This is a genomic window from Klebsiella sp. CN_Kp106, from assembly GCF_040064575.1.
Classification (GTDB): domain Bacteria; phylum Pseudomonadota; class Gammaproteobacteria; order Enterobacterales; family Enterobacteriaceae; genus Klebsiella; species Klebsiella michiganensis.
The window spans coordinates 126,621-147,359 of sequence record NZ_JBEAIG010000052.1 but is presented as its reverse complement, the minus strand read 5'-3'; the positions used below and the strand labels follow the sequence as shown (position 1 = coordinate 147,359).

Sequence of the window (20,739 nt, the reverse complement as noted above, 5' to 3'; positions counted from 1 at the left end):
AAGGCAAGGAGTAAGACGTGTCGCGAACTTTAGAGCATTTCAATTATCTGCATCAAATCCCTGAACTGGGCTTTGAGGAGCACAAAACGTCGGCATACATCGGCAATGCATTAGAAGCCGCGGGGTTTCAGGTTCAGCGCAACGTCGGCGGCACCACCGGCATTGTTGCGCTGCTGGATAGCGGTAAGCCGGGGCCGGTCGTGGCGCTGCGGGCGGATATGGATGCGCTGGGCCATATCATCGATGGCCGCTTAGAGGCTCGCCATACCTGTGGTCATGACGGTCACTCTTCGGTGGTGTTGACCGCCGCGGAAGAGATCCTCGCCGAAGGGCTGGTGAAGCGCGGGAAGCTGAAAATACTCTTTCAGCCCGCCGAAGAGCTGGGCACCGGGGCGATCGCGCTGACGGACGCGGGCGCGCTGGACGACGTGGAGATGCTGTTCGGCTTCCACCTCAGGCCGCTGGAGGAGTGTCCGATGGGCAAGGCGGTGCCGGCGATGTACTACTCCGCCTCGGCGACGGTGATGGTCGATTTCCACGGCAAAGCCGCGCATGCCGCCCGGCCTCACCTGGGCGTTAACGCGCTGGATGCCGCGTCGCACGCGGTGCAGGCGGTAAACGGGATTCATCTGGCGCCTTCGCTGACCTGGAGCGCTAAAGCGACGCGCTTTCTGTGCGATGCGGGGGTAACCAACTCGGTGCCGGCGAAAGCGCACGTGTGCTGGGATCTGCGCAGCGCGGAAAATGACGGCATGGCGACGCTGAAAGAGCGGGTGGTGCGGGCGATAGAGAGCAGCGCGGCGGCTTACGGCGCCACCGTCGATATCCAGATCGTCAAGGAGATGCCCGCCGCGATTATCGACGAACAGGCTACGGCTATCGTCAGCCAGGCGATCCGGGAAACGTTTGGCGAAGCCGGCTTAACGGAAGCGAAGAGTACGCCGGGCAGCGAGGACTTTTTCCACTATCTGCGCCTGCGTCCACAGGTGAAGGGCGGGTTCTGGGGGCTGGGCTGCGACCTGCTGCCGGGGCTGCATCATCCGGAGATGCACTTCGACCGCGCCGCGCTGGCGGATGGCGTGCGGGTGTTTAAATCCTGCGTTCGCCAGCTGCTGGGCTGAGGGAACAAACCCGGATATTGTGCTCGCTGTACGCCGCCGGGCGATGATTCGCGCCCTGGTTACGCCTGCGGCGGAAACTGAGCCAGCAGCTGATAATCATTCCCGGCGACGCGAAACAGAGCTTCCGTTTGGCCGGGGAGAATCCACTTCTGTTCTTCGCCCGGCTCACAGCTCAGATAAATGCAAAGCCCGCAGCCGCCGCGCAGCTGGCGCGGAATGTCCTTCACCCGGAAGGACGCTCCCGCCGCCTGCAGGGCTTTGCGCATCCGCACTACCCCCACCGTTGAGTGAAATAAAAACAGATATTCCGTCACCGGCGGCTCCTCTGACGTAAGCCGATCAGCGCCGCGCCGATCGCCCCGGCAAACTGCGCGTCGGGATGCGTCTGCACCGCCATACCCACGTGCCCCTCCAGCCTCCGCGCGAAGGCCGTGCAGTGGCTGACGCCGCCGGTAAACAGCAGCGGCCCCTGCGCCGACAGACGGCTAATAAAATTGGCGCTGCGTCGGGCCATGGCGTTGATCACCCCGGCGAGGATCGCCTCCGGCGGCACCCCGGCCGAACGCAGGCTGATGACCTCGGATTCGGCGAATACCGTGCACATGCTGGTAATCGCATGGGGTTCAATACCGTCGGTGATGCTGTCGAGCTGCTCGACGCTGGCCCCCAGCGTACGCGAAATCACCTCCAGGAAGCGCCCGGTACCCGCCGCGCATTTATCGTTCATCAGGAAATCGGTGAGATTACCCGCTTCGTCCAGCTGGATAACCTTGCTGTCCTGGCCGCCGATGTCGATGACCGTCCGGGTCTGCGGGGCCAGCAGGCGCGCGCCGAGCCCGTGGCACGAGATCTCAGTGACCTGCTTATCGGCGAAATCCACCAGCTGGCGACCGTAGCCGGTTAAGGTTAAAAAGGGGCGCTCGCTCAGGCCAGCGCGGAGCGTTTCCCACGCCTCAACGATGGCGTCGGCGGGGCGAAACGGCGTCGGGCAGAGAAAGCGGCGCTGAATCACGCCGTCTTCAAGCAGGATGCCTTTGGTGGCGGTCGATCCGGAATCAATCCCTACGGTAATGGTCACGCGCGCTCCTAAAGCATCTCGATAAAGGCCGCCACGCGGGTGCTGAGCTGGCCGATATCCGCCGTCGAATAGTCGGTCTCAATGGCGATATAGGGGATGTCGTGCTGCTGGCGCACGTGGCGTTTTATCGCCAGCGATTCCACCGCGTAGGTGTGGCAGGCCTGCAAAATGACATCCACCACGCCGTCCGCCTGATATTCATCCACCATCTGGCTGAGCAGGGACAGGCGCTGGTCGTTCGGCGAAATACAGGAGCAGCCGATGGCGAGATATTTCTCGGTCAGGGCGTCGTAAACGTCACCCGTCTCCTCCACGCAGCGCTCGGTGGCTTTCGCACCGGTGCAGTTTTCAAAACCGACCACCCAGCCGCCGTTGTCCTCAATGGCTTTCACCACTTTTTCCGCCGCGCCGCCGATCGGGCAGCCGGTGATCAGAATACGCGGCCGCGCCTCCAGCCGTTTGCCCTCTTGCCACTGCAGGCGTAACCGATCGGCCATGTCGTTGAGCTCATCGATCAGCGCCGCTTTATCGAAGCGGAAGGTCGCGCCGTAAACCACTTTTAAGATATCGCTGCCGCTGAGCGCGGGCGGGTTGAGCTGCCCGACGCGATAAAAGTTCGCCAGCGCCCGCCGTTCGCGGTTCTTGAGGATAATCGCCTCGCGCAGGGCGGCTTCGGTAATCGGCGTACCAAAGCGATCTTCCACCACCTTCTGCAGGCGCAAAATTTCCGCTTTCCACAACGCTCGCGAGGCATCATCGCTGGCGCTGTTCGGCAGCTGCATCACGTGCACGGCTTTGAATTCGGCCATGTATTCGTACATTTTCTTTTTGCCATCGCAGGTGGTTTCGCCCACCACGAGGTCGGAAAAGTAGAAGTAGGGGCATTTGTCGGTCTTGCCAAAACCGTAGCTGCTTTTTATCAGCGGACAGAGGTTGCGCGGCAGATCCTTTTCCGCCTCTTCAATCGTCTCGTCGGAGGTGGAGCACAGCGACACCACCACCGCGCCGGCGGCCAGCGGAATTTCCTGCGGCATAAAGGTGCAGTAGGTGCCAACCAGCGGTATGTTTTGCTCTTTAAGCTCCATGACCGTGAGGAAACCCTGCTGGCGGGCTGCGGAGAAGTGGTCAAAAATGGCGGGTAGATCGGTGATAAGCGACATGGTTTTCCTTCCCCGTACACGGGAGATGATGAAAGAGGTCGCATTATAACCCTGTTTACTGTGGGTATTTATTGATCTTCCGCTAGTAGACTTTTTTCAGATCCATCTCTTCCTGAATCCGATCGCCCCACGCAAGGTGGGTGGCGATGGCCGCATCAATCCCGGCGTTATAAAACATTGGACCCAGCTCTGTCGCAATAAAGTCGACAAAGAATTCCGCGTCAAATTGCTCCAGTTCCAGCTCAAAATTCTCTTCGCAGTATTTAGACAACTTCTCGCGCAGCAGATCGCGTTGCGGCGGGCTGAGATCGATATCGCTCATGGCGTTCCTTAATCAATATTGTTACGGTGGATCGGGGCTGCTGATTATATCCGATTGCGGAGAGTCAGTTGCGATATGGCGTGATGTTTTTGGCCGCAATAAAGGATATTGATGACCTCGCTCGGCGGAGAATTGTGACTGAGATCACAGTACTCCCGAGAAAACGAAGATAATAGGAGTTATTCTCGTAACTTTATGAATTTAAATGAGATAACATGATTTTTATGGTGTGAATAACATTTAGTCGCGCTCGCCTTTTTTCAGCATGTTCGGTATCTGGATGAATAATCTATGAACCTGATTTCAGGTTATCTGGCTTACGGAATTTTCCTATAAGTACATTCTGACGGCGATTCATTTATCAGGGGTGAAGGATGAAACGCGTAAAACTGAATATGAATGTTTTTGACGCTGCTCTGATGCGCCTGGATTGGGTATTTGATACTTTCGAGCAGGTCTGTTTATCTTTTTCGGGTGGTAAAGACTCGACGGTATTATTTCATCTGGCGGCAGCCGTTGCGCGTAAAAAAGGGAAAAAGTTTGCGGTATTGTTCGTGGACTGGGAAGCGCAGTATTTATTAACCATCCAGCACGTACAAAATATGAAAGAGCGCTATCAGGATGTGGTAAGCCGCTTTTACTGGGTGGCGCTGCCAATGACCACGGTGAGCGGCGTATCGCAGCATGAGCCGGAATGGGTCGCCTGGCGGGCCGGGGAAGAATGGGTGAGGCAACCGCCAGATGACGCCATCACCGATGCCGGTTTTTTCCCTTTTTATCAGCCGGAAATGACCTTTGAAGCGTTTATACCGGCCTTTTCCCACTGGCTGGCTGCGGGGCGCAGTCTCGCTTCGCTGATCGGCATCCGCACCGACGAGTCGCTGCATCGCTATATGGCGCTCACCTCGCCGACCAAACTGCGCTTTGAGGAAGATAAACCCTGGACCACCGCCTCGCCGGAAGGGTTCAGCTATACCTGCTATCCCCTCTATGACTGGCGGACCCGCGACATCTGGATCTTTAATCATAAGTCGCGCCTTCCCTACAACCCGCTCTATGACCTGATGCACCGCGCCGGCGTACCGCTGAAAAATATGCGCGTCTGCGAGCCCTTCGGCCCCGAGCAGAGGCGCGGGCTGTGGCTCTATCACATTCTTGAGCCGGAGACCTGGGAGCGGATGTGCCGTCGGGTATGCGGCGCGCACAGCGGCGCGATTTACGCCAACGCCAGCGGCGACTACTTTGCGCTGAAGACCAAAATCCGCAAACCGGCGCATTTTAGCTGGCGCGAGTATGCGCTCTTTCTGCTCGACAGCATGCCGGCAAAAACCGCCGAGCATTACCGTAATAAAATCGCTATTTATCTGCACTGGTACCAGACCCGCGGTTTCCCTGTCGATATTCCCGACGAGCAGGAAAAAGATCTCGGCTATCGCGATGTTCCCTCATGGCGCCGCATCTGCAAGACGCTGCTGAAAAACGATTTCTGGTGCCGGATGCTGTCGTTCAGCCCGACGCAGCCAAAGCACTATGAGCGCTACTGTCGGCTGGTGAGTAACAAACGTAAAGAGTGGAGGACGCTTTGATGTCGCCGGATGTGGCTAAGACAGTGATTGAATATCTCGAGTCGTTTGACGATGTTGACCTGAAAATCAAAGCGATTAACGAGCTGAAGAGCCTGATCCACCAGCACAGTCCCTTCTGCCGCGAGCCGGTGGACTGCGTGCTGTGGGTCGAGGCCAAAACGGTTGAGGCGAATGACTACAACCCCAACGTGATGGCGACGGTGGAAAAAAAGCTGCTGGAACGCTCTATCGAACTGGATGGTTTTACCCAACCGGTAGTGGTGGCTCGCCAGCAGCGACGGCACCTGGTCGTGGACGGTTTTCATCGCCATCTGATTGGTAAGAGTCGCCCGGAGCTGAACCGGCGCCTGCATGGTTATCTTCCGGTGACGCTCATCAATGCCGAACGCGAAGGGCAGAAAGAGCGCATCGCCGCCACCATTCGCCATAATCGCGCCAGGGGCAAACATCAGATCGCGGCGATGTCCGACATCGTCCGCGATTTACATCGCCAGGGCTGGGACGATCGGCGCATCGGCGAAGAGCTCGGTATGGATGCGGACGAGGTGCTGCGCCTGAAACAGATCAGCGGCCTGACGGAGCTGTTCGCCGACGAGAGCTTTAGTGAAGCCTGGACCGTGGAGTAGCCAATGTGGGCTACTCCTGCGCCAGCTCGGCTTCCGGCTGCTGGCGTATCCGGCTTAATAAACCCGCCAGACAGCACGCGGCCGCAATCCCCGCCGCCACCCCCAGCAGATGAAAAGGCAGCCTGCCGCCGTTAAACCACAGCCAGCGCGCCGCTTCGATAGAGAGCGCGCTGACGCTAAGGATCACGATATTCAGCGAAGCGGAAACGGTGCCCTTTGGCAGATCGTTTGAAAACAGGGTAAAGCGGAACAGTGTCGGGAAGATCAGCCCGATGCCGAAGGCGTAGAAGCAGGTGCCGATCACCGACCACAGCCAGACGTGCGGCCACAGCAGGTTGCCGAGGATCAGGATCGCCAGCCCGGTCATCTGGATGGGCACCGCGCGCCAGATAAAGCGCGGACGCGTCGGGTCTTTTACCCAGCGCGCCACCGACAGGTTGGCAATAATCACCGCGCTGAAGACCGGCACCTGGGTCCAGGCGAACTCGGCGGTGGTCAGCCCGCCGTCGTCAATCAGGATAACCGGCGAGACCGCAACCCAGCTCATCAGTGGAATATAGCTGAGCGAGAGCGTGGCGGCGCCGAACAGAAAAACGCGGTTGCGGAAAACATCGCGGAAATCGCGCAGCACGCCGCTGGCGCTGAAGGGGACGTCGCCGCGCCGGACGGTCTCCGGCATATTCAGCAGTAGCCCCAGCCAGGCGATAAACCCCATGACGGCAATAATCCCGAACAGCACTTTCCAGTGCACGAAGTGCATCAGCGCCGCGCCGGAGAGCGGGCCAATTATTGGCGCGATCAGCACGATCGAGGTAATAATCGCCATCAGCTTAATGGCTTTTGTCTGGCCGAACGCCTCCTGCACGGTGACGTAGCCAACCGTAGCGATAAAACAGATGCTGGTGCCCTGAACAAAGCGCGCGGCGAGGAACTGCTCCATTGAGGTGGTGAACAGGGTCGCGAAGCAGGCCAGGGTAAAGATCAGCGCGCCGGTGAGCAGCACCGGACGGCGGCCGATACGATCGGAGAGCGGCCCGAGCAGCCACTGTAGCGCCATGCCGCCGGCCATATACAGGCTGACCGAGGCGGGAGCCAGCGCCACGTCGGCGTCAAAGTCGCGCACCACGTGAATAATCCCCGGCTGGATAAGATCGGTGGTCAGATAGGCGGCAAAGTCATACAGGATCAGCGCCGCCGGGAAGAACAGCGTGGCGGAATGGCGGGCGAAAAAACGGGTCATCCATTGCAACATCGGTGGGCTCCTTGTTGAGTCTCTACGCCATAAATAGCCGTTTATGCGCGCACTATTTCAGCACTTCACACTGCAATAAATTTAGGGTCAACCTAAATATCCATGTGTTTTTAATGGTTAATATGTATTCATATAAGAAATACATTAAAAACAAAAAGTTGAATTAAATATGTAAATGCAGCAGCGACGGAATTTGTGAAAACAGCCACAGCAGCAGACCGATAGTGCCGCCAACCAGCGTGCCGTTGATGCGGATAAACTGCAGGTCCTTACCAATGTTCAGCTCGATTTGTCGCGACATATCGCGGGAGTCCCAGCTTTTGACCGTATCGCTGATATGGCGCGTCAGGAAGGCGGCAAACTCCGGGGCTACCCGGTGCGCCGCCTGCTCAAGATGTTCGTTCAGGGATTCGCGCAGCGCCTCATCGTGGAGCAGCGTTTCGCCAAACCACTGACCGGCTTCGGCAATGCGCTGCTTAATGCGTGAATCGTCGCTATTAACATCGTTTTTAACCCAGCCGCGCAGATCGGCCCATACCTCGCCCAGATAGCGGTTAAAGGTCTCATCGTTTTTCAGATACGCTTTGATATTGTCCGCTTTTTCCGCCATCAGCGGATCGGACTTCAGGTTGTCGATCAGCTTCAGCGCCGCGCGATCGAAGGCCTGGCGGATCTGATGGGCGCGATCCTGACTCACTTCGTCGAGCAGCGTGTTAACCGCGTCGGTAACCATTTCAGCGCTGTGCTCGCCGAGCCATTCGGTAGGCAGCAGCCTGGCTTTAAGCGGATGCTCGGTCTCCAGCCAGTGCACGATGCCGCGGGCAATAAACGCCCGCGAGCTGTCGCGTTGGAGCAGGGCGATCAGCTGGCTAATCAGCGAATCGAGCAGCTTCTGGTGGCGGTTATCGCGCGTCAGCCCTTCCAGCATCATCGCGCTGGTTTGGGTTAAATCGATCTTATCAATCGCTTTATGTACCGCCCGACGCAGCAGGCGCTGAATGCGCGCGTCATCGGTTAGCTCCAGAAAGCCGCTCATCACCTGCAGCAGATGCTGGCCGACCCGACGCGCGTTTTCCGGCTGGCTGAACCAGTTACCGAGCATCAGCGCCGGTTCATAGCGCCGGATCAGCGCGACCAGAGAGGGCGTATCGAGAAATTTTTCCTGCACGAAATAGCCGAGATTATCGGCAATCCGGTCCTTATTACGCGGAATAATCGCCGTATGCCGCGCAATGAACGGCAGCGGAATACGGCGAAACAGCGCCACGACCGCAAACCAGTCCGCCAGCGCGCCGACCATTGCCGCTTCGGAAATAGCCTTTAGCGCACCGACCCATGGCGTTGGCGGCAGCACGAGGGTAGTGATAAAAATGGCGGCTGCAATCAGCAGCAGCGAGAGCGCCAGCAGCTTGGCGCGTTTCAGTTCAGCGAGTTTTTCCATAAGCTTAAGCATATAGCCTGACGGCTAATGCGTAAAATCTTCGCCATTTGACGCCCTGGTCATTCGGATTCCTCTTTTTCCGACGAGAGAGACGATGAGGGTTAATTTAATTTACGTAGCTTAAATTCTATTTTTAAATAATTAAACTTAAATGCATTCATAATATATATCCCACATGGGTTTTTTCTTAAGTTAGTTATTAATAAGTGATCTTAATCACATTATATTCAAGGTTAAATAAGGCATTGTTTATTTCAGGGAAAACGTTAATCAATTTCTCTTGCTACTGGTCTTTTATAAAAGGAGTTTTTCATGATTGGTATATTTAAATATGCAGCAAAAAAAGACATGGTATTAGGTATTAGCGATCAGCAAGCCGGGGCTAAGGCTGTTATCTTACCGACGTCCTCACCGTTAAATAAAATTCTGTGGTCGGTTGATGACAGGACCGGCGAGATCGTCCTGGCCGCCAGCGAGGAGCTGCTGCTGGGCATTTGCGGGGATCGTATGGGCTCAGGCGCAGCGATTGAGCTCCAGGTTCGCGGGAATAAAGCGACGCAGCGGTGGGATTTAGTCAGCTCACGTCGCTTTATTAAAAGCAAACAAAACCCGAGCTTTGTTATGGACAGCTACAACCGCGGCACGAACCAGGGGAATCCGATTATTCTTTTCGAATTTAACGGCTCGGAAGCACAGCAGTGGGTATTTGTACCGATGGATATGTTGACGGCAAATAGTCCGGAATAATTATTGTGTAAGATGGCGATAGAGTGAAGCCTCGTTTATTCCCTGCTGGGGAACGGCGAGGCTTTGTCCTTATTTGATGATTGGTAATATTAATTAAAAATAAACTGCCACACAATCCAACAACCAAAAGCCATCAATACGCCGCCGGCCGTGCGCTCGACTCGCCAGACGACGGCGGAAAGGCGGCGCTGCACCGACGGTAGCGCAATCAGCGTGACCAGCAACAGATCCCATATCAACACCACGCTGGTCATCCAGGCTCCGCTGACGGCCTGCTGCACCAGCGTGACGTTCGGGCCCAGCAGGGAGGTCATCAGCGCGAGGTAGAACAGCGCGTTTTTCGGATTGAGCAGCGAAGAACCCAGCCCGAGAAAAAGCTGTTTCACCAGCGGCGGGCGCGAAGCCGAGGCGCCGTGCAGCGCCAGCGTGGTCGGACGGCTTCTGAGCAGCAGGCTGCCAATCCACAGTAAATACGCCGCGCCCAGCAGCTCAATCACCGTAAACAGCAGCGGCGCCTGGCGCAGGATCCCCCAGCCGATAATGGCCAGAAGAATATACAGACCGTTTCCGGCGGCAATGCCGATACACAGGCCGACGCTGCCGCGCAGGCGATAGCGGATGGCGTAGCCCACCAGCAGAAAAAAATCCGGCCCGGGGCTCAGCAGGGCGACAAAATGGGAGAGCGCCAGCGCGGGGAAGGCGGAGGGAAAGAGCGTAGCGAGTATGTCCATAGCAACCTCAGTATTAATCTGAGGTCACCTTACGCCAGCGTAAACGCTAATTATTGTCTGTTATTGATCGGGACTGCGCATACTGGCGCGGCGTAGCGGCGGTATAGCTGACAAAGGTTTTATGAAAGTGGCTCTGGTCGGCAAACCCGGCCTGGTAGCCGACATCGGCGATATTATCCCCGGCCCGCAGGCGCGTTTTGGCGAACTCAATCCGCGCGATATTGATAAAGCTGGCGGGCGTCAGGCCGGTATCCTGCTTGAAGGCGCGGATCAGCGTCTCTTTGCGCAGCGCAAACTCATCGGCGAGGCTATCCAGCGTCGGCGGCGCCTGCAGATTGGTTGCCAGACGACTGAACAAACGCGCGCTGGTCTGACTAAGCGCCACAGGCGCGAGCGGGCGCAGCGGCAGGTCGCGCAGGAACCGGGCGACGCTGGCGGGTAGCGCGGCGGTGTTTTGCTGAGTCATCAACGCCACGATCTGCAGATACCGGGCAAAGAGCCCGGCATCGCGAATCACCGGCTGGGAGGTTATCAGCCGCTCGTGATGCGCATCGTTTGCCAGCTGCCGCCAGCACCAGCTTAGCTCGAGATAGAGCATATGGTAGCTGCGCGGCTGGCCGTCGCGCGGATTGCAGCTGTGGGGCGCCTGGGCGGGGATAATAATCAGATCGCCCGGCCGCAGCAGATACTCCTGCCCGTTGCAGATACAGCGCGTTTCCCCCTCGATAATCGCCCCCACGGAGAGCTGCGGATGGCGGTGACGTTTATAGGCCTGACGGCTTTGCCAGGTGCTGCGCAGCTCCAGCCAGGGCAGCTGTTCGTCGCGCCAGAAGGTTTGCTGAATATCGCGCGTATGGCTCACGGTGGGCTCCTTAGCTGAGGGGGATAGCTGTTTATAACATGCCTTCATCCTGCGGGAGAACCGCGAGTCGCGTTCAACAAAAATGTCTCGCTTGCAGCCGAAGGAAGATATCTTTCGTCGCGGCTCGTAAAGGTCAGCAACAGTGTGTGTGATGAGAAAAATGGCGCAGTAGAGTGGCGGCAGGATTTTTTTACGCAGGCGGATAGCCATGGAAAAGGGTACTACGTCAACGCCGCACGATGCGGTCTTCAAACAGTTTTTACGTCAAGCTGATACCGCGCGCGACTTTTTGGATATCCATCTTCCTCCGGCGCTCAGACAGCTTTGCGACCTGGATTCGCTGACGCTTGAATCCGGGAGCTTTATTGAGGAGAACCTGCGGGCATACTACTCCGATGTTCTTTGGGCACTGAAAACCGCGGCGGGAGAAGGCTATATCTATGTTGTCATCGAGCATCAAAGCTCTCCGGATGCGTATATGGCCTTCAGAATGATGCGTTACGCCATTGCTGCGATGCAGCGCCATCTGGATAACGGACATAAAACGCTGCCGCTGGTTGTACCGATACTGTTCTATCATGGCGTCGCCACGCCTTATCCCTGGTCGTTATCCTGGCTCGACAAGTTTGCCGACCCTGCTCTGGCTAAGCAGCTTTATACCATGCCGTTTCCGCTGGTGGATATTACCGTCGTGCCTGATGACGAAATTGTCCAGCATCGAAGAGTCGCCTTACTGGAGCTGATGCAAAAACATATTCGTCAGCGCGATTTGCTGGGCATTGTGGAACATCTGACGGCCATTTTGCTTAGCGGATACGCTAATGACAGGCAGCTAAAAACGCTGTTTAATTACCTGATTCACTCGGGCAAAGCGCTTCGGTTGGGGAAATTTATCCGCGAAGTGGCTCAGCGTGTTCCGCAGCATAAGGAGAAGCTCATGACTATCGCCGAAAGGTTACGTGAAGTGGGGCGCAGGCAGGGGAAGCGGGAAGGTCGACTGGAGGGCGTTGAGGAGGGGCAGCGCGCCGAAGCGCGGCGTATTGCTCAAACGATGCTCGCCGAAGGTATGGCCCTGGAAACGGTGCTGAGAATTACCGATTTGTCGGAGGCGGATATCCGGGCTGTTACTCATTAACTTATTGATATTGAGCTGTTATTTATGGGCGATTTATGCCGAGAGCGCGCTCCGTTCCATTTCGGGAAAATTCCGTATCTCTCTGAGTTTGGCCGCATCCTCAGTTATCTCGACTACCCTTAATATCCTGTGCGGTATTTATGACTGCGTTAACAGCGATAACAAGGAGACATGCGATATGGCTTATCAGACGGTGAATCCTGCAAACAATCAGCTTATCAAAGCGTACCCGGCACACAGCGACGCGGACGTGGAAGCGGCTCTGCAGAAGGCGGATGCGCTATATCATTCGTCGTGGTCGAAAGGCGATATAGCGCAGCGGCTATCGGTGCTGTACAAGCTGGCGGATCTGATCGACGGCCGGGTTGACGAGCTGGCGAAAATCGCCAGCCAGGAAATGGGCAAACTCATTGAGCAAAGCCGCGGTGAAGTGAAGCTGTGCGCGCAAATTGCCCGCTACTACGCCGACAACGCCAAACAGTTTTTGGCGCCGGTAAAGTATCCGTCCGGGCTGGGTGAAGCCTGGGTCGAACACCATCCCATCGGCGTACTGATGGCGGTAGAACCGTGGAACTTCCCTTATTATCAGCTTATGCGCGTGCTGGCACCGAACCTGGCGGCGGGGAACCCGGTTATCGCCAAACATGCCAGCATCGTCCCGCACTGTGCGGAAACCTTCGCCCACCTGGTACGCGAAGCCGGTGCGCCGGAGGGCGCGTGGACTAACCTTTTTATTTCTCAGGATCAGGTGGCGAAGATTATCGCCGACGATCGCGTACAGGGTGCGGCCCTGACCGGCTCGGAAAAAGCCGGTAGCGTGGTGGCGGCGCAGGCGGCTAAACACATCAAGAAAGCGACGCTTGAACTGGGCGGCAACGATGTCTTTGTGGTCCTGGACGACGCCGATCTGGAGAAGGCGGTGAAGATCGGCGTGCAGGCGCGGCTCAACAACGCAGGCCAGGTGTGCACCGCGGCGAAGCGCTTTATCCTGCATGAAAAAATTGCCGACTCGTTCCTGAGCCAGTTTACCGAGGCCTTCCGTCAGGTGAAAATCGGCGATCCGCTGGATGAGCGCACGACGCTGGGGCCGCTCTCTTCAAAAGATGCGCTGGACACGCTGACCAGGCAGGTGAACGATGCGGTGAAAAACGGCGCGAAGCTGCACCTGGGCGGCAAACCCGCGCAGCGGGAAGGCAGCTTTTTCGAGCCCACCATACTCACCGGCATTACCCGCGATAACCCGGCCTACTTCGAAGAGTTCTTCGGCCCGGTCGCGCAAATCTACGTGGTGAAAGATGACGATGAGGCGATGAAGCTGGCCAACGATTCGCACTATGGCCTTGGCGGAGCCGTATTCAGCCAGGATATCGAAAGGGCGAAACGCATGGCGTCGCGGATTGAAACCGGTATGGTCTATATCAACTGGCTAACCGATACCGCTCCGGAGCTGCCGTTTGGCGGCGTTAAGCGCTCCGGGTTTGGCCGCGAGCTTTCCGATCTCGGGATTAAAGAGTTTGTGAATCAGAAGCTGGTGGTCGTGCATAAATAACGGCGTGAAGACAAAAACCTGCCATCTGGCAGGTTTTTTTTGGCGTTCACTGAACTTCAATCTTATCCCAGCCGCTCTTAAACATGCAGCTGTCGACGAGCGTATCCCTGCGCCCCTCATTGGCGTCCTCAACCGTATAGCTGGTGGAAATATCCTTTTTCTTGTTCTTTTTGTCCGTTTTTTCCGAGCTTGAACCGGTGACGACGTTATCCGGGGGGAGATCGATCAGCGCCTGCGCTTCGCACTCCGTGAGCTTTTTACTCATCTCCGTATCGCTGACTCCCGGCTTCACCCATTTGTACTGGACGCAGCCTGACAGCAGCACGGTGAAGCTCAGAACGCAAAGCGCGGCGAAGCGGCCGTTCATCAGAAGGTAACCCCGCCGCCGACATAGGCGCCGTCAATCAGCGTGTGGCCCGGGCGGCCATCTTTGCCGTCGACGCTGACATGGCGATAGCCCACTTTCAGCGTGACCGGGGTGATTGGCGTCCAGCTTACGCCGCCGTTGGCTTCAACGTAGTTTTTGACGCTATTGTTCAGGCCCTCCGGTGCGGCATAGCCCTCACCATAGAGATGGATGCTGTCGGTCAGGGCCACGTTGACGCCGCCGCCGATGGGGAAGGCCACGCCGTTATCGCCTTTTTTAGGACCGAGGTAGATGGCTTTCGCGCCGGCATTGAACATTACCGGGCCGAGTTCCAGGTTATAACCCGCGCCTACGCCGCCTGTCTGGGTACCGTCATCGGTATTTTTGAGCCAGTTGCTTTCCACATACAGGCCAGAGGAGGATTTCCCCATTTCCAGATTCAGGTTGGTGAAGTTCTTGCCCTGCTCAACGGTGCCGCCCATCGCGAGTGCGGATCCCGAGACGGCAGTCAACGCCGAGAGAAGAAGGATATTCAGCTTTTTCATGTTTTATGCCTCATCATTACATTACGCGGAGGGCACCTTAACAATCGATTTTTATGACTGCAAATCAGCGAGTGATGGCTGTTTTATGCTAATTTTGTTATTAGATATATTTATTTGTGTTGTTTGTTAGTTGTTTTTACTGTGGAGTCAATGGGTAATCTTTAGCCGTTGAGCGTGAGTTGAATCTTTTGGCTAAATATTCGCTGAACAGGCGCGAAAAAGCGGTTGTGGACGCAATAATTGGCTTTCTAATTATTTCCAAAAACATTTCTATTGTTACATATAAGAACAGAATTTTACATTTCAGCCGCGCATTCCCCCTCCAGAAGAGGGGGAATGCGACATGACTACTTGCGCAGGCTCGCAAATGCGGTGCGAATCTCATCTTCCGGAAGCTGTATTCCAATAAACACCAGGGTACTGTGCGGCCGCTCATCGCCCCACGGCCGGTCCCAGTCGGCGCTGTATAGCCGTTGAACGCCCTGGAACAGCAGGCGGTTGGGCTCGCCGTCGATCCACAGCATCCCTTTATAGCGCATCAGCTGTTCAGCGAAGGTGAGCAGCAGGTTTTCCATTACCCGCGACACGTCGCTGATATCCACCGGATAATCCAGCTCCACCACGATAGACGACACGTCGTTCTGCTTATCGGCCATAAAGTGGAAGCGCGGTTTGCTGCTGACCACGTTCTCTTCCAGCATAAAGCCGCTGGTGTTAAACAGCAGATTCAGGTCGATATCGCCGTGGGTGACGTTGTAAATCGGCGCGCGGGCGTTAATACGCATCAGCCGTTCGCGGAGCTTGTCGCTGTCGCCCGCCACGTCAGTTTTGGTGAGCAGGATACGATCGGCGTAGCCCACCTGCGACTGGGCAATGGTGAACTGATTCATCTGCTGGTCGGCATGCACCGCGTCAACCAGCGCAATCACGCCATCCAGCAGATAGCGTTCACACAGCACATCGTGAGAGAAAAAGGTCTGGATGATCGGGCCGGGGTCGGCCATGCCGGTACATTCGATCACCAGCCGGTCAAAATCAATTTCTCCGCGATCGCGGCTGTCGAGTAGATCGAGCAGGGCGTCTTCCAGTTCGTTGGAACGGGTACAGCAGATGCAGCCGTTGGTCAGGGTTTTAATCTGCGTGGCGCGATCGCCGATAAGCTGGTCATCGACGGCGACTTCGCCAAATTCGTTTTCGATAACGGCAATTTTAAAGCCGTGCCGTTCGTTCAGGATATGGCGCAGCAGGGTGGTTTTACCCGCGCCAAGAAAACCGGTGAGCAGGGTGACTGCAATCGGTGCCATGTTTGCCTCCATTAGCAGCAGCGTACGCCGCCTTTGCCGTCGCCGCCGTAGCGGGCCTGCTGGCGTTCGCGAAAGAATTCATCGTAGGTCATGTACGGCTTGTCCGGATGGTTAGTCTGCATATGCTCGACGTAATTATCGTAATCCGGAATGCCAATCAGCATTTTCGCTGCCTGACCGAGGTATTTTTTTGCCTGACCTAAGTTACCAAACATTGTGAGTCCCAGAGAACGAATAAAGCCGGATGGCGGCTAGCGCCTCATCCGGCCTACAAACATTCGTTTGTGTAGACCGGATAAGCGTAGCGCCATCCGGCATTAAGGTTTAGTGATGCGAAGAGGTCTTCACGCCGCCTTCCGGTACCGGCACGTACGGGGTCTCTTTGTCGGTACGCATTTTATTGTTGCGCACGTTGAGCCAGGTTTTGATGCCGTAGAAGATGATGCTGTAGACCACCACCAGGAACAGAATGCTCAGACCCGCGTTGGTGTAGTTGTTCACCACGATATGGTTCATGTTGGCAATCTGCTGCGCGGTCAGTTCGCCGCCGGCGGCGATCTTCTCTTTATACTGCTGCGCCATGAAGAAGAAGCCTTCCATCTGCGGGTTGGTGCTGAACAGTTTCAGGCCCAGCGCCCAGGTGGTGCACAGCAGCAGCCATGCGGCCGGGATCACGGTGACCCAGATATATTTGGTGCGCTGCATTTTGACCAGCACCACGGTGCCGAGCACCAGCGCCACGGCGGCCAGCATCTGGTTAGAGATACCGAACAGCGGCCACAGGCTCTTCACGCCGCCCAGCGGGTCGACCACGCCCTGATACAGCAGGTAGCCCCACAGGCCGACGCAGCCCGCGGTACCGATAACACCGGCCACCAGCGAGTCGGTTTTCTTGAGGAACGGCACGAAGTTGCCCAGCAGATCCTGCAGCATAAAGCGGCCTGCACGGGTACCGGCATCCAGCGCGGTAAGGATAAACAGCGCTTCAAACAGAATACCGAAGTGGTACCAGAAGCCCATATCCGCCATCGGGATGATTTTGTGGAACACGTGAGCGATACCCACGGCCAGCGTCGGCGCGCCGCCCGCGCGGTTCAGTACCGACGGTTCGCCGATATCTTTCGCGGTTTGCAGGATTTGCTCAGGTGAGATCACGAAGCCCCAGGAGCTGACGGTCGCCGCCGCGTGTGCGGTGACATCCCTCAGCTGCGCGGCAATCAGCGCGGCGTTCTCACCGCCCATTTCGTGCAGGTTCGGCATGGTGATGCCCAGACCCGCTGGCGGGGTGTTCATCGCGAAGTAGAGGCCCGGTTCGATAATTGAGGCCGCTACCAGCGCCATGATAGCGACGAAAGATTCCATCAGCATCGCGCCGTAGCCGATAAAGCGGGCGTCGGTTTCGTTAGCCAGCAGCTTCGGCGTGGTGCCGGAGGCGATCAGGGCGTGGAAGCCGGAGACCGCGCCGCAGGCGATAGTGATAAACAGGAACGGGAACAGCGCGCCTTTCCACAGCGGACCGGTACCGTCAATGTACTGGGTCACCGCCGGCATTTTCAGGTCCGGGTTGAGGATAACAATGCCCAGCGCCAGGCCGACGATAACGCCAATTTTCAGGAAGGTCGCCAGGTAGTCGCGCGGCGCCAGAATCAGCCAGACCGGCAGCAGCGCCGAGATAAACGCGTAGCCAATCAGGGTAAAGGTAATAGTGGTGTCTTTAAAGGTCAGCGCCGGGCCCCAGTACGGGTCGTGGGCAATCACGCCGCCGAAGTAAATCGACGCTACCAGCAGGACGATACCAATCACCGATACTTCGCCTACGCGGCCCGGGCGCAGGAAGCGCATGTAGATCCCCATAAACAGGGCGATCGGCACGGTCGAGCAGACGGTGAAGACGCCCCACGGGCTTTCCGCCAGCGCTTTCACCACGATTAACGCCAGCACCGCAAGGATGATGATCATTATCAGGAAGCAGCCGAACAGCGCGATGGAGCCCGGCACCGGACCCATCTCCTGCTTGATCATTTCTCCCAGCGAGGCACCGTTACGGCGCGAGGAGATAAACAGCACCATAAAGTCCTGCACCGCCCCTGCCAGCACGACGCCCGCCAGCAGCCACAGGGTACCCGGCAGGTAGCCCATCTGCGCGGCGAGCACCGGGCCCACCAGCGGACCGGCGCCGGCAATCGCGGCAAAGTGGTGGCCAAACAGCACGTAGCGGTTGGTCGGAACGTAGTTCAGGCCATCGTTGTTAATCACCGCAGGCGTGGAGCGCGTAGGATCGAGCTTCATGACCTTTTGCGCAATGTACAGGCTGTAATAACGGTAGGCGACGAGGTAGACGGAAACCGAGGCCACCACGATCCACAGCGCACTGACGTGCTCGCCGCGGCGCAGAGCGACGACCGAGAGGCAAAATGCCCCGATGATTCCAAGAATCACCCAGGGTATGTGCTTGAATAACTTTTTAGTATCCATAGTAAAACCTGGCTTAATAAGATGAATAATGGGCCGAAGCCGTCTGGGTTTAGTTAGGGTTTGAGGAGGCATTGATTAGCTATGCTGGGGACCATCTTGCCAGAACGTCGCGCGCGTAAAGTTGGGTAAATCTGTGAGTGGTTATATCCGGGGTTAAGCGGTCACTTGCAGGGGTAAGCGGTTGGGCAGGAATCCCGACAGGCTTAAATATGTGATTGAGATCACAGGAATATTCCCGCCGTGACGATGGGGGGAAGCGAGGTAATCCCCTCTCCCGCGAGAGAGGGGAAGGCAAAACTACGCCACGACGTCCATCTCCATCATCACCGGATGGAAGCGGCGCTTAAAGTAAATCAGTCCGTGGCCCTGCTGGCTCAGGGTAATGTTCCTGATTTCCACCAGATAGACCAGGTGGCTACCGATGGTCTGCACCTGGCTAATCTCGCCTTCGAGGCTCGCCAGCGCGCCTTTTAGCACCGGCTGGCCCAGCGCGCCTTTTTGCCAGCCGCTGAGGCCGAAACGGTCGTCCATCGTCATCCCGGTCATGCCGGCGAAGTGGCGGGCCATCTCCTCTTGCTCGTGGTTCAGCACGTTGATGCACAGCTTGCCGTTGCCCTGGAAAACCGGATTCATCGCGCTGTTAGCGTTGATGCAGACCATTACCGACGGCGGCGTATCGGTCACCGAACAGACCGCGGTGGCGGTGATACCGCAGCGGCCCGCCTCGCCTTCGGTGGTGATGACGTTAACGGCGGCCGACAGACTGGCCATGGCATCGCGAAAACGCAGACGTTGTTCATCTAATTGCATTGTGACCTCCCGCTGCCGGTTACTTCAGCAGCTTATCCAGCATGTTGATATCGGTATTGTTGTGCAGATGCGGCACCGTCCAGCCGTTCTGGTCGTACTCGGACAGGCAGCGATCCACCATCGCCATCATTTTGTCCATGTTGCCGGAGCTCTGCGCCTGACGCAGGCACTGCAGGCGAATCTCATCCTGGCTACCGGAGTAGTTGATTTCGTACAGTTCATGACGGCCGCCAAACTCGCTGCCGATGGCGTCCCACATCAGTTTGAGGATCTTGATGCGCTCGACGTGATCCATGCCGTTCGATCCGCGCACGTATTTCGCCAGATATTCGTTGATCTGCGGATTATTGAGATCGCGGGCGCTGGACGGCAGATAGATCAGGCCGCTGGTGACGTTGCGTTCAATAATGTTTTTGATTTTGGCATAGGCCATCGGCGCCATCACGCGATAGGTTTGCAGCGCGGCGTGATCCGGCAGATACGCGCCGTTAACCCACGTCGTGGCTTCGGCGCACATCGAATCGCTCAGCGCCCAGAACATATTGCGCCAGGCCACCACTTCGCCGAGATCCGCCTGCACGCCGCGGAACTCAAGGGTGCCGGTGCACTCCAGCGAGCGCTTGAGCAGGGCGGTGATAAAGTCGAGCTTCACGGCCAGACGCACGCAGGCCTGCAGCGGATACATGCGGGCGAAGCCGCCCTCCATCGTCCAGCGGCGGCAGCGATCGAAGTCGCGATAGATCAGCACGTTTTCCCATGGGATCAGCACATTATCCATCACCAGGATCGCATCGTTCTCGTCGAAGCGGCTGGAGAGCGGATAATCGTAGGGCGATCCGGTTGCTCCGGCGACCAGCTCATAGGAGGCGCGGGAGATAAGCTTGACCCCTTCGGCGTCCATCGGCGCGACGAACATCAGCGCGAAGTCCGGGTTTTCGCCCATCACCTGCGCCGAGCCGAAGCCAATCATGTTGTAGTGGGTGAGCGCCGAGTTGGTGGCTACCACTTTCGCGCCGCTGACGATGATCCCGGCATCGGTCTCTTTCTCCAGCTTGATATAGACGTCTTTCACTTCGTCGGCTGGCTTATGGCGGTCGATGGGCGGGTTGACGATGGCGTGGTTAAAGTAGAGGCCGGTTTCCTGGATGCGGGTGTACCAGTTACGGGCGTTCTGTTCAAACTGACCATAAAACGCCGGGTTTGCGCCTAGCGCGCAGCCGAACGCGGCTTTGTAGTCCGGGGTACGGCCCATCCAGCCGTAGCTCAGGCGCGACCATTCGGCGATAGCGTCGCGCTGCTGGCGCAGATCGTCGGCGCTTTTCGCGACGCGGAAGAACTTGTGGGTATAGCCGCCGCTGCCGGTATCGGTGCCCCAGCACAGGGTATCCTGCAGTTCGGGTTTATGCAGCGCGTCGTACATCTGGGCGACGGAGGCGGCGGCGTTGCGGAACGCCGGGTGGGTGGTCACGTCCTTAACGCGTTCGCCGTAGATATAGATTTCGCGGCCGTCCTGCAGGCTCTTCAGGTACTCTTCACCGGTTAACGGGCGTTTAGCGTCGGCACGGAAATTTTCAGGTTTCATAGGTGACCTCTTCAGTATTAATCGGAATGCGATGTTAAATTTATGT

Annotated in this window: 21 protein-coding genes; 6 read left to right on the top strand and 15 right to left on the bottom strand. The window is 57.1% G+C overall.

Going from position 1 to position 20,739, the window contains the following annotated elements; translation table 11 throughout:
• Window positions 1-17 precede the first annotated feature (17 nt).
• Window positions 18-1,121: a M20 peptidase aminoacylase family protein gene (locus ABLU96_RS17930; RefSeq protein ID WP_064375520.1), complete on the top strand. Its 1,104-nt coding sequence runs from the start codon at window positions 18-20 to the stop codon at window positions 1,119-1,121.
• A gap of 59 nt (window positions 1,122-1,180) precedes the next feature.
• On the opposite strand, the gene ABLU96_RS17925 is transcribed toward ABLU96_RS17930, so the two are convergent.
• The 4 genes from ABLU96_RS17925 to ABLU96_RS17910 all read right to left on the bottom strand — a co-directional run bounded on the left by ABLU96_RS17925 (window position 1,181) and on the right by ABLU96_RS17910 (window position 3,681).
• Window positions 1,181-1,435, bottom strand: a complete 255-nt coding sequence (locus tag ABLU96_RS17925) for a DUF3343 domain-containing protein (protein ID WP_064375519.1) — start codon at window positions 1,433-1,435, stop codon at window positions 1,181-1,183.
• Window positions 1,432-2,199, bottom strand: coding sequence for a putative 2-hydroxyacyl-CoA dehydratase activator YjiL (gene yjiL / locus ABLU96_RS17920; protein ID WP_064406258.1), 768 nt, complete (start codon window positions 2,197-2,199; stop codon window positions 1,432-1,434). The genes ABLU96_RS17925 and yjiL overlap by 4 nt, the downstream gene beginning before the upstream one ends.
• Window positions 2,200-2,207: 8 nt before the next feature.
• Entirely contained in the window at window positions 2,208-3,359 is a 1,152-nt protein-coding gene (locus tag ABLU96_RS17915; RefSeq protein WP_064406257.1) for a double-cubane-cluster-containing anaerobic reductase, read from the bottom strand.
• A gap of 82 nt (window positions 3,360-3,441) precedes the next feature.
• The gene (locus ABLU96_RS17910; RefSeq protein ID WP_064406255.1) at window positions 3,442-3,681 is read right to left on the bottom strand and encodes a DUF2164 domain-containing protein; all 240 of its coding nucleotides are present in this window, start codon (window positions 3,679-3,681) and stop codon (window positions 3,442-3,444) included.
• A 374-nt stretch (window positions 3,682-4,055) separates the two neighbouring features.
• Here ABLU96_RS17910 and ABLU96_RS17905 point away from each other — a divergent pair, with 374 nt between their 5' ends.
• Window positions 4,056-5,267 (top strand): DUF3440 domain-containing protein, encoded by a 1,212-nt coding sequence (locus tag ABLU96_RS17905; protein ID WP_032693014.1) that lies wholly within the window; start codon window positions 4,056-4,058, stop codon window positions 5,265-5,267.
• A complete protein-coding gene (locus tag ABLU96_RS17900; RefSeq protein WP_014227775.1) occupies window positions 5,267-5,893 on the top strand; it encodes a ParB/RepB/Spo0J family partition protein in 627 nt (208 codons plus the stop codon). The genes ABLU96_RS17905 and ABLU96_RS17900 overlap by 1 nt, the downstream gene beginning before the upstream one ends.
• 10 nt (window positions 5,894-5,903) lie before the next feature.
• On the opposite strand, the gene mdtM is transcribed toward ABLU96_RS17900, so the two are convergent.
• The gene (gene mdtM / locus ABLU96_RS17895) at window positions 5,904-7,145 is read right to left on the bottom strand and encodes a multidrug efflux MFS transporter MdtM (RefSeq protein ID WP_009652859.1); all 1,242 of its coding nucleotides are present in this window, start codon (window positions 7,143-7,145) and stop codon (window positions 5,904-5,906) included.
• Window positions 7,146-7,308: 163 nt separating this feature from the next.
• Window positions 7,309-8,598, bottom strand: a complete 1,290-nt coding sequence (locus tag ABLU96_RS17890; protein WP_348862682.1) for a DUF445 domain-containing protein — start codon at window positions 8,596-8,598, stop codon at window positions 7,309-7,311.
• A gap of 300 nt (window positions 8,599-8,898) precedes the next feature.
• On the opposite strand from ABLU96_RS17890, the gene ABLU96_RS17885 reads away from it, so the two are divergent.
• Window positions 8,899-9,333: a hypothetical protein gene (locus ABLU96_RS17885; protein WP_046877824.1), complete on the top strand. Its 435-nt coding sequence runs from the start codon at window positions 8,899-8,901 to the stop codon at window positions 9,331-9,333.
• A gap of 89 nt (window positions 9,334-9,422) precedes the next feature.
• Here the strand turns inward: ABLU96_RS17885 and ABLU96_RS17880 are convergent, their stop codons facing one another.
• Complete coding sequence (locus tag ABLU96_RS17880; RefSeq protein WP_047724601.1) at window positions 9,423-10,064, bottom strand: LysE family translocator; 642 nt, start codon at window positions 10,062-10,064, stop codon at window positions 9,423-9,425.
• 46 nt (window positions 10,065-10,110) lie between these two features.
• Window positions 10,111-10,926, bottom strand: a complete 816-nt coding sequence (locus ABLU96_RS17875; protein ID WP_049078854.1) for an AraC family transcriptional regulator — start codon at window positions 10,924-10,926, stop codon at window positions 10,111-10,113.
• Window positions 10,927-11,134: 208 nt separating this feature from the next.
• Here ABLU96_RS17875 and ABLU96_RS17870 point away from each other — a divergent pair, with 208 nt between their 5' ends.
• Both ABLU96_RS17870 and ABLU96_RS17865 read left to right on the top strand, forming a co-directional pair.
• Entirely contained in the window at window positions 11,135-12,061 is a 927-nt protein-coding gene (locus ABLU96_RS17870; RefSeq protein WP_348862680.1) for an Rpn family recombination-promoting nuclease/putative transposase, read from the top strand.
• Window positions 12,062-12,239: 178 nt separating this feature from the next.
• Window positions 12,240-13,610: an NAD-dependent succinate-semialdehyde dehydrogenase gene (locus tag ABLU96_RS17865; RefSeq protein WP_064406253.1), complete on the top strand. Its 1,371-nt coding sequence runs from the start codon at window positions 12,240-12,242 to the stop codon at window positions 13,608-13,610.
• A 46-nt stretch (window positions 13,611-13,656) separates the two neighbouring features.
• Here ABLU96_RS17865 and ABLU96_RS17860 read toward each other — a convergent pair whose 3' ends face one another.
• From ABLU96_RS17860 to hpaB, 7 genes are all read right to left on the bottom strand, one after another.
• Entirely contained in the window at window positions 13,657-13,977 is a 321-nt protein-coding gene (locus tag ABLU96_RS17860; protein ID WP_047724594.1) for a hypothetical protein, read from the bottom strand.
• Window positions 13,977-14,522, bottom strand: a complete 546-nt coding sequence (locus ABLU96_RS17855; RefSeq protein ID WP_004098290.1) for a YfaZ family outer membrane protein — start codon at window positions 14,520-14,522, stop codon at window positions 13,977-13,979. The genes ABLU96_RS17860 and ABLU96_RS17855 overlap by 1 nt, the downstream gene beginning before the upstream one ends.
• Before the next feature lie 347 nt (window positions 14,523-14,869).
• Window positions 14,870-15,826, bottom strand: a complete 957-nt coding sequence (gene yjiA / locus ABLU96_RS17850; protein ID WP_014227783.1) for a GTPase — start codon at window positions 15,824-15,826, stop codon at window positions 14,870-14,872.
• A gap of 11 nt (window positions 15,827-15,837) precedes the next feature.
• Window positions 15,838-16,041, bottom strand: coding sequence for a YbdD/YjiX family protein (locus ABLU96_RS17845; protein ID WP_004098292.1), 204 nt, complete (start codon window positions 16,039-16,041; stop codon window positions 15,838-15,840).
• A 109-nt stretch (window positions 16,042-16,150) separates the two neighbouring features.
• Complete coding sequence (gene btsT, locus ABLU96_RS17840; RefSeq protein ID WP_048262618.1) at window positions 16,151-18,301, bottom strand: pyruvate/proton symporter BtsT; 2,151 nt, start codon at window positions 18,299-18,301, stop codon at window positions 16,151-16,153.
• A gap of 297 nt (window positions 18,302-18,598) precedes the next feature.
• Window positions 18,599-19,111: a 4-hydroxyphenylacetate 3-monooxygenase reductase subunit gene (locus ABLU96_RS17835; protein WP_004098296.1), complete on the bottom strand. Its 513-nt coding sequence runs from the start codon at window positions 19,109-19,111 to the stop codon at window positions 18,599-18,601.
• A 19-nt stretch (window positions 19,112-19,130) separates the two neighbouring features.
• The gene (hpaB, locus tag ABLU96_RS17830) at window positions 19,131-20,693 is read right to left on the bottom strand and encodes a 4-hydroxyphenylacetate 3-monooxygenase, oxygenase component (protein WP_233933195.1); all 1,563 of its coding nucleotides are present in this window, start codon (window positions 20,691-20,693) and stop codon (window positions 19,131-19,133) included.
• Window positions 20,694-20,739: the final 46 nt, after the last annotated feature.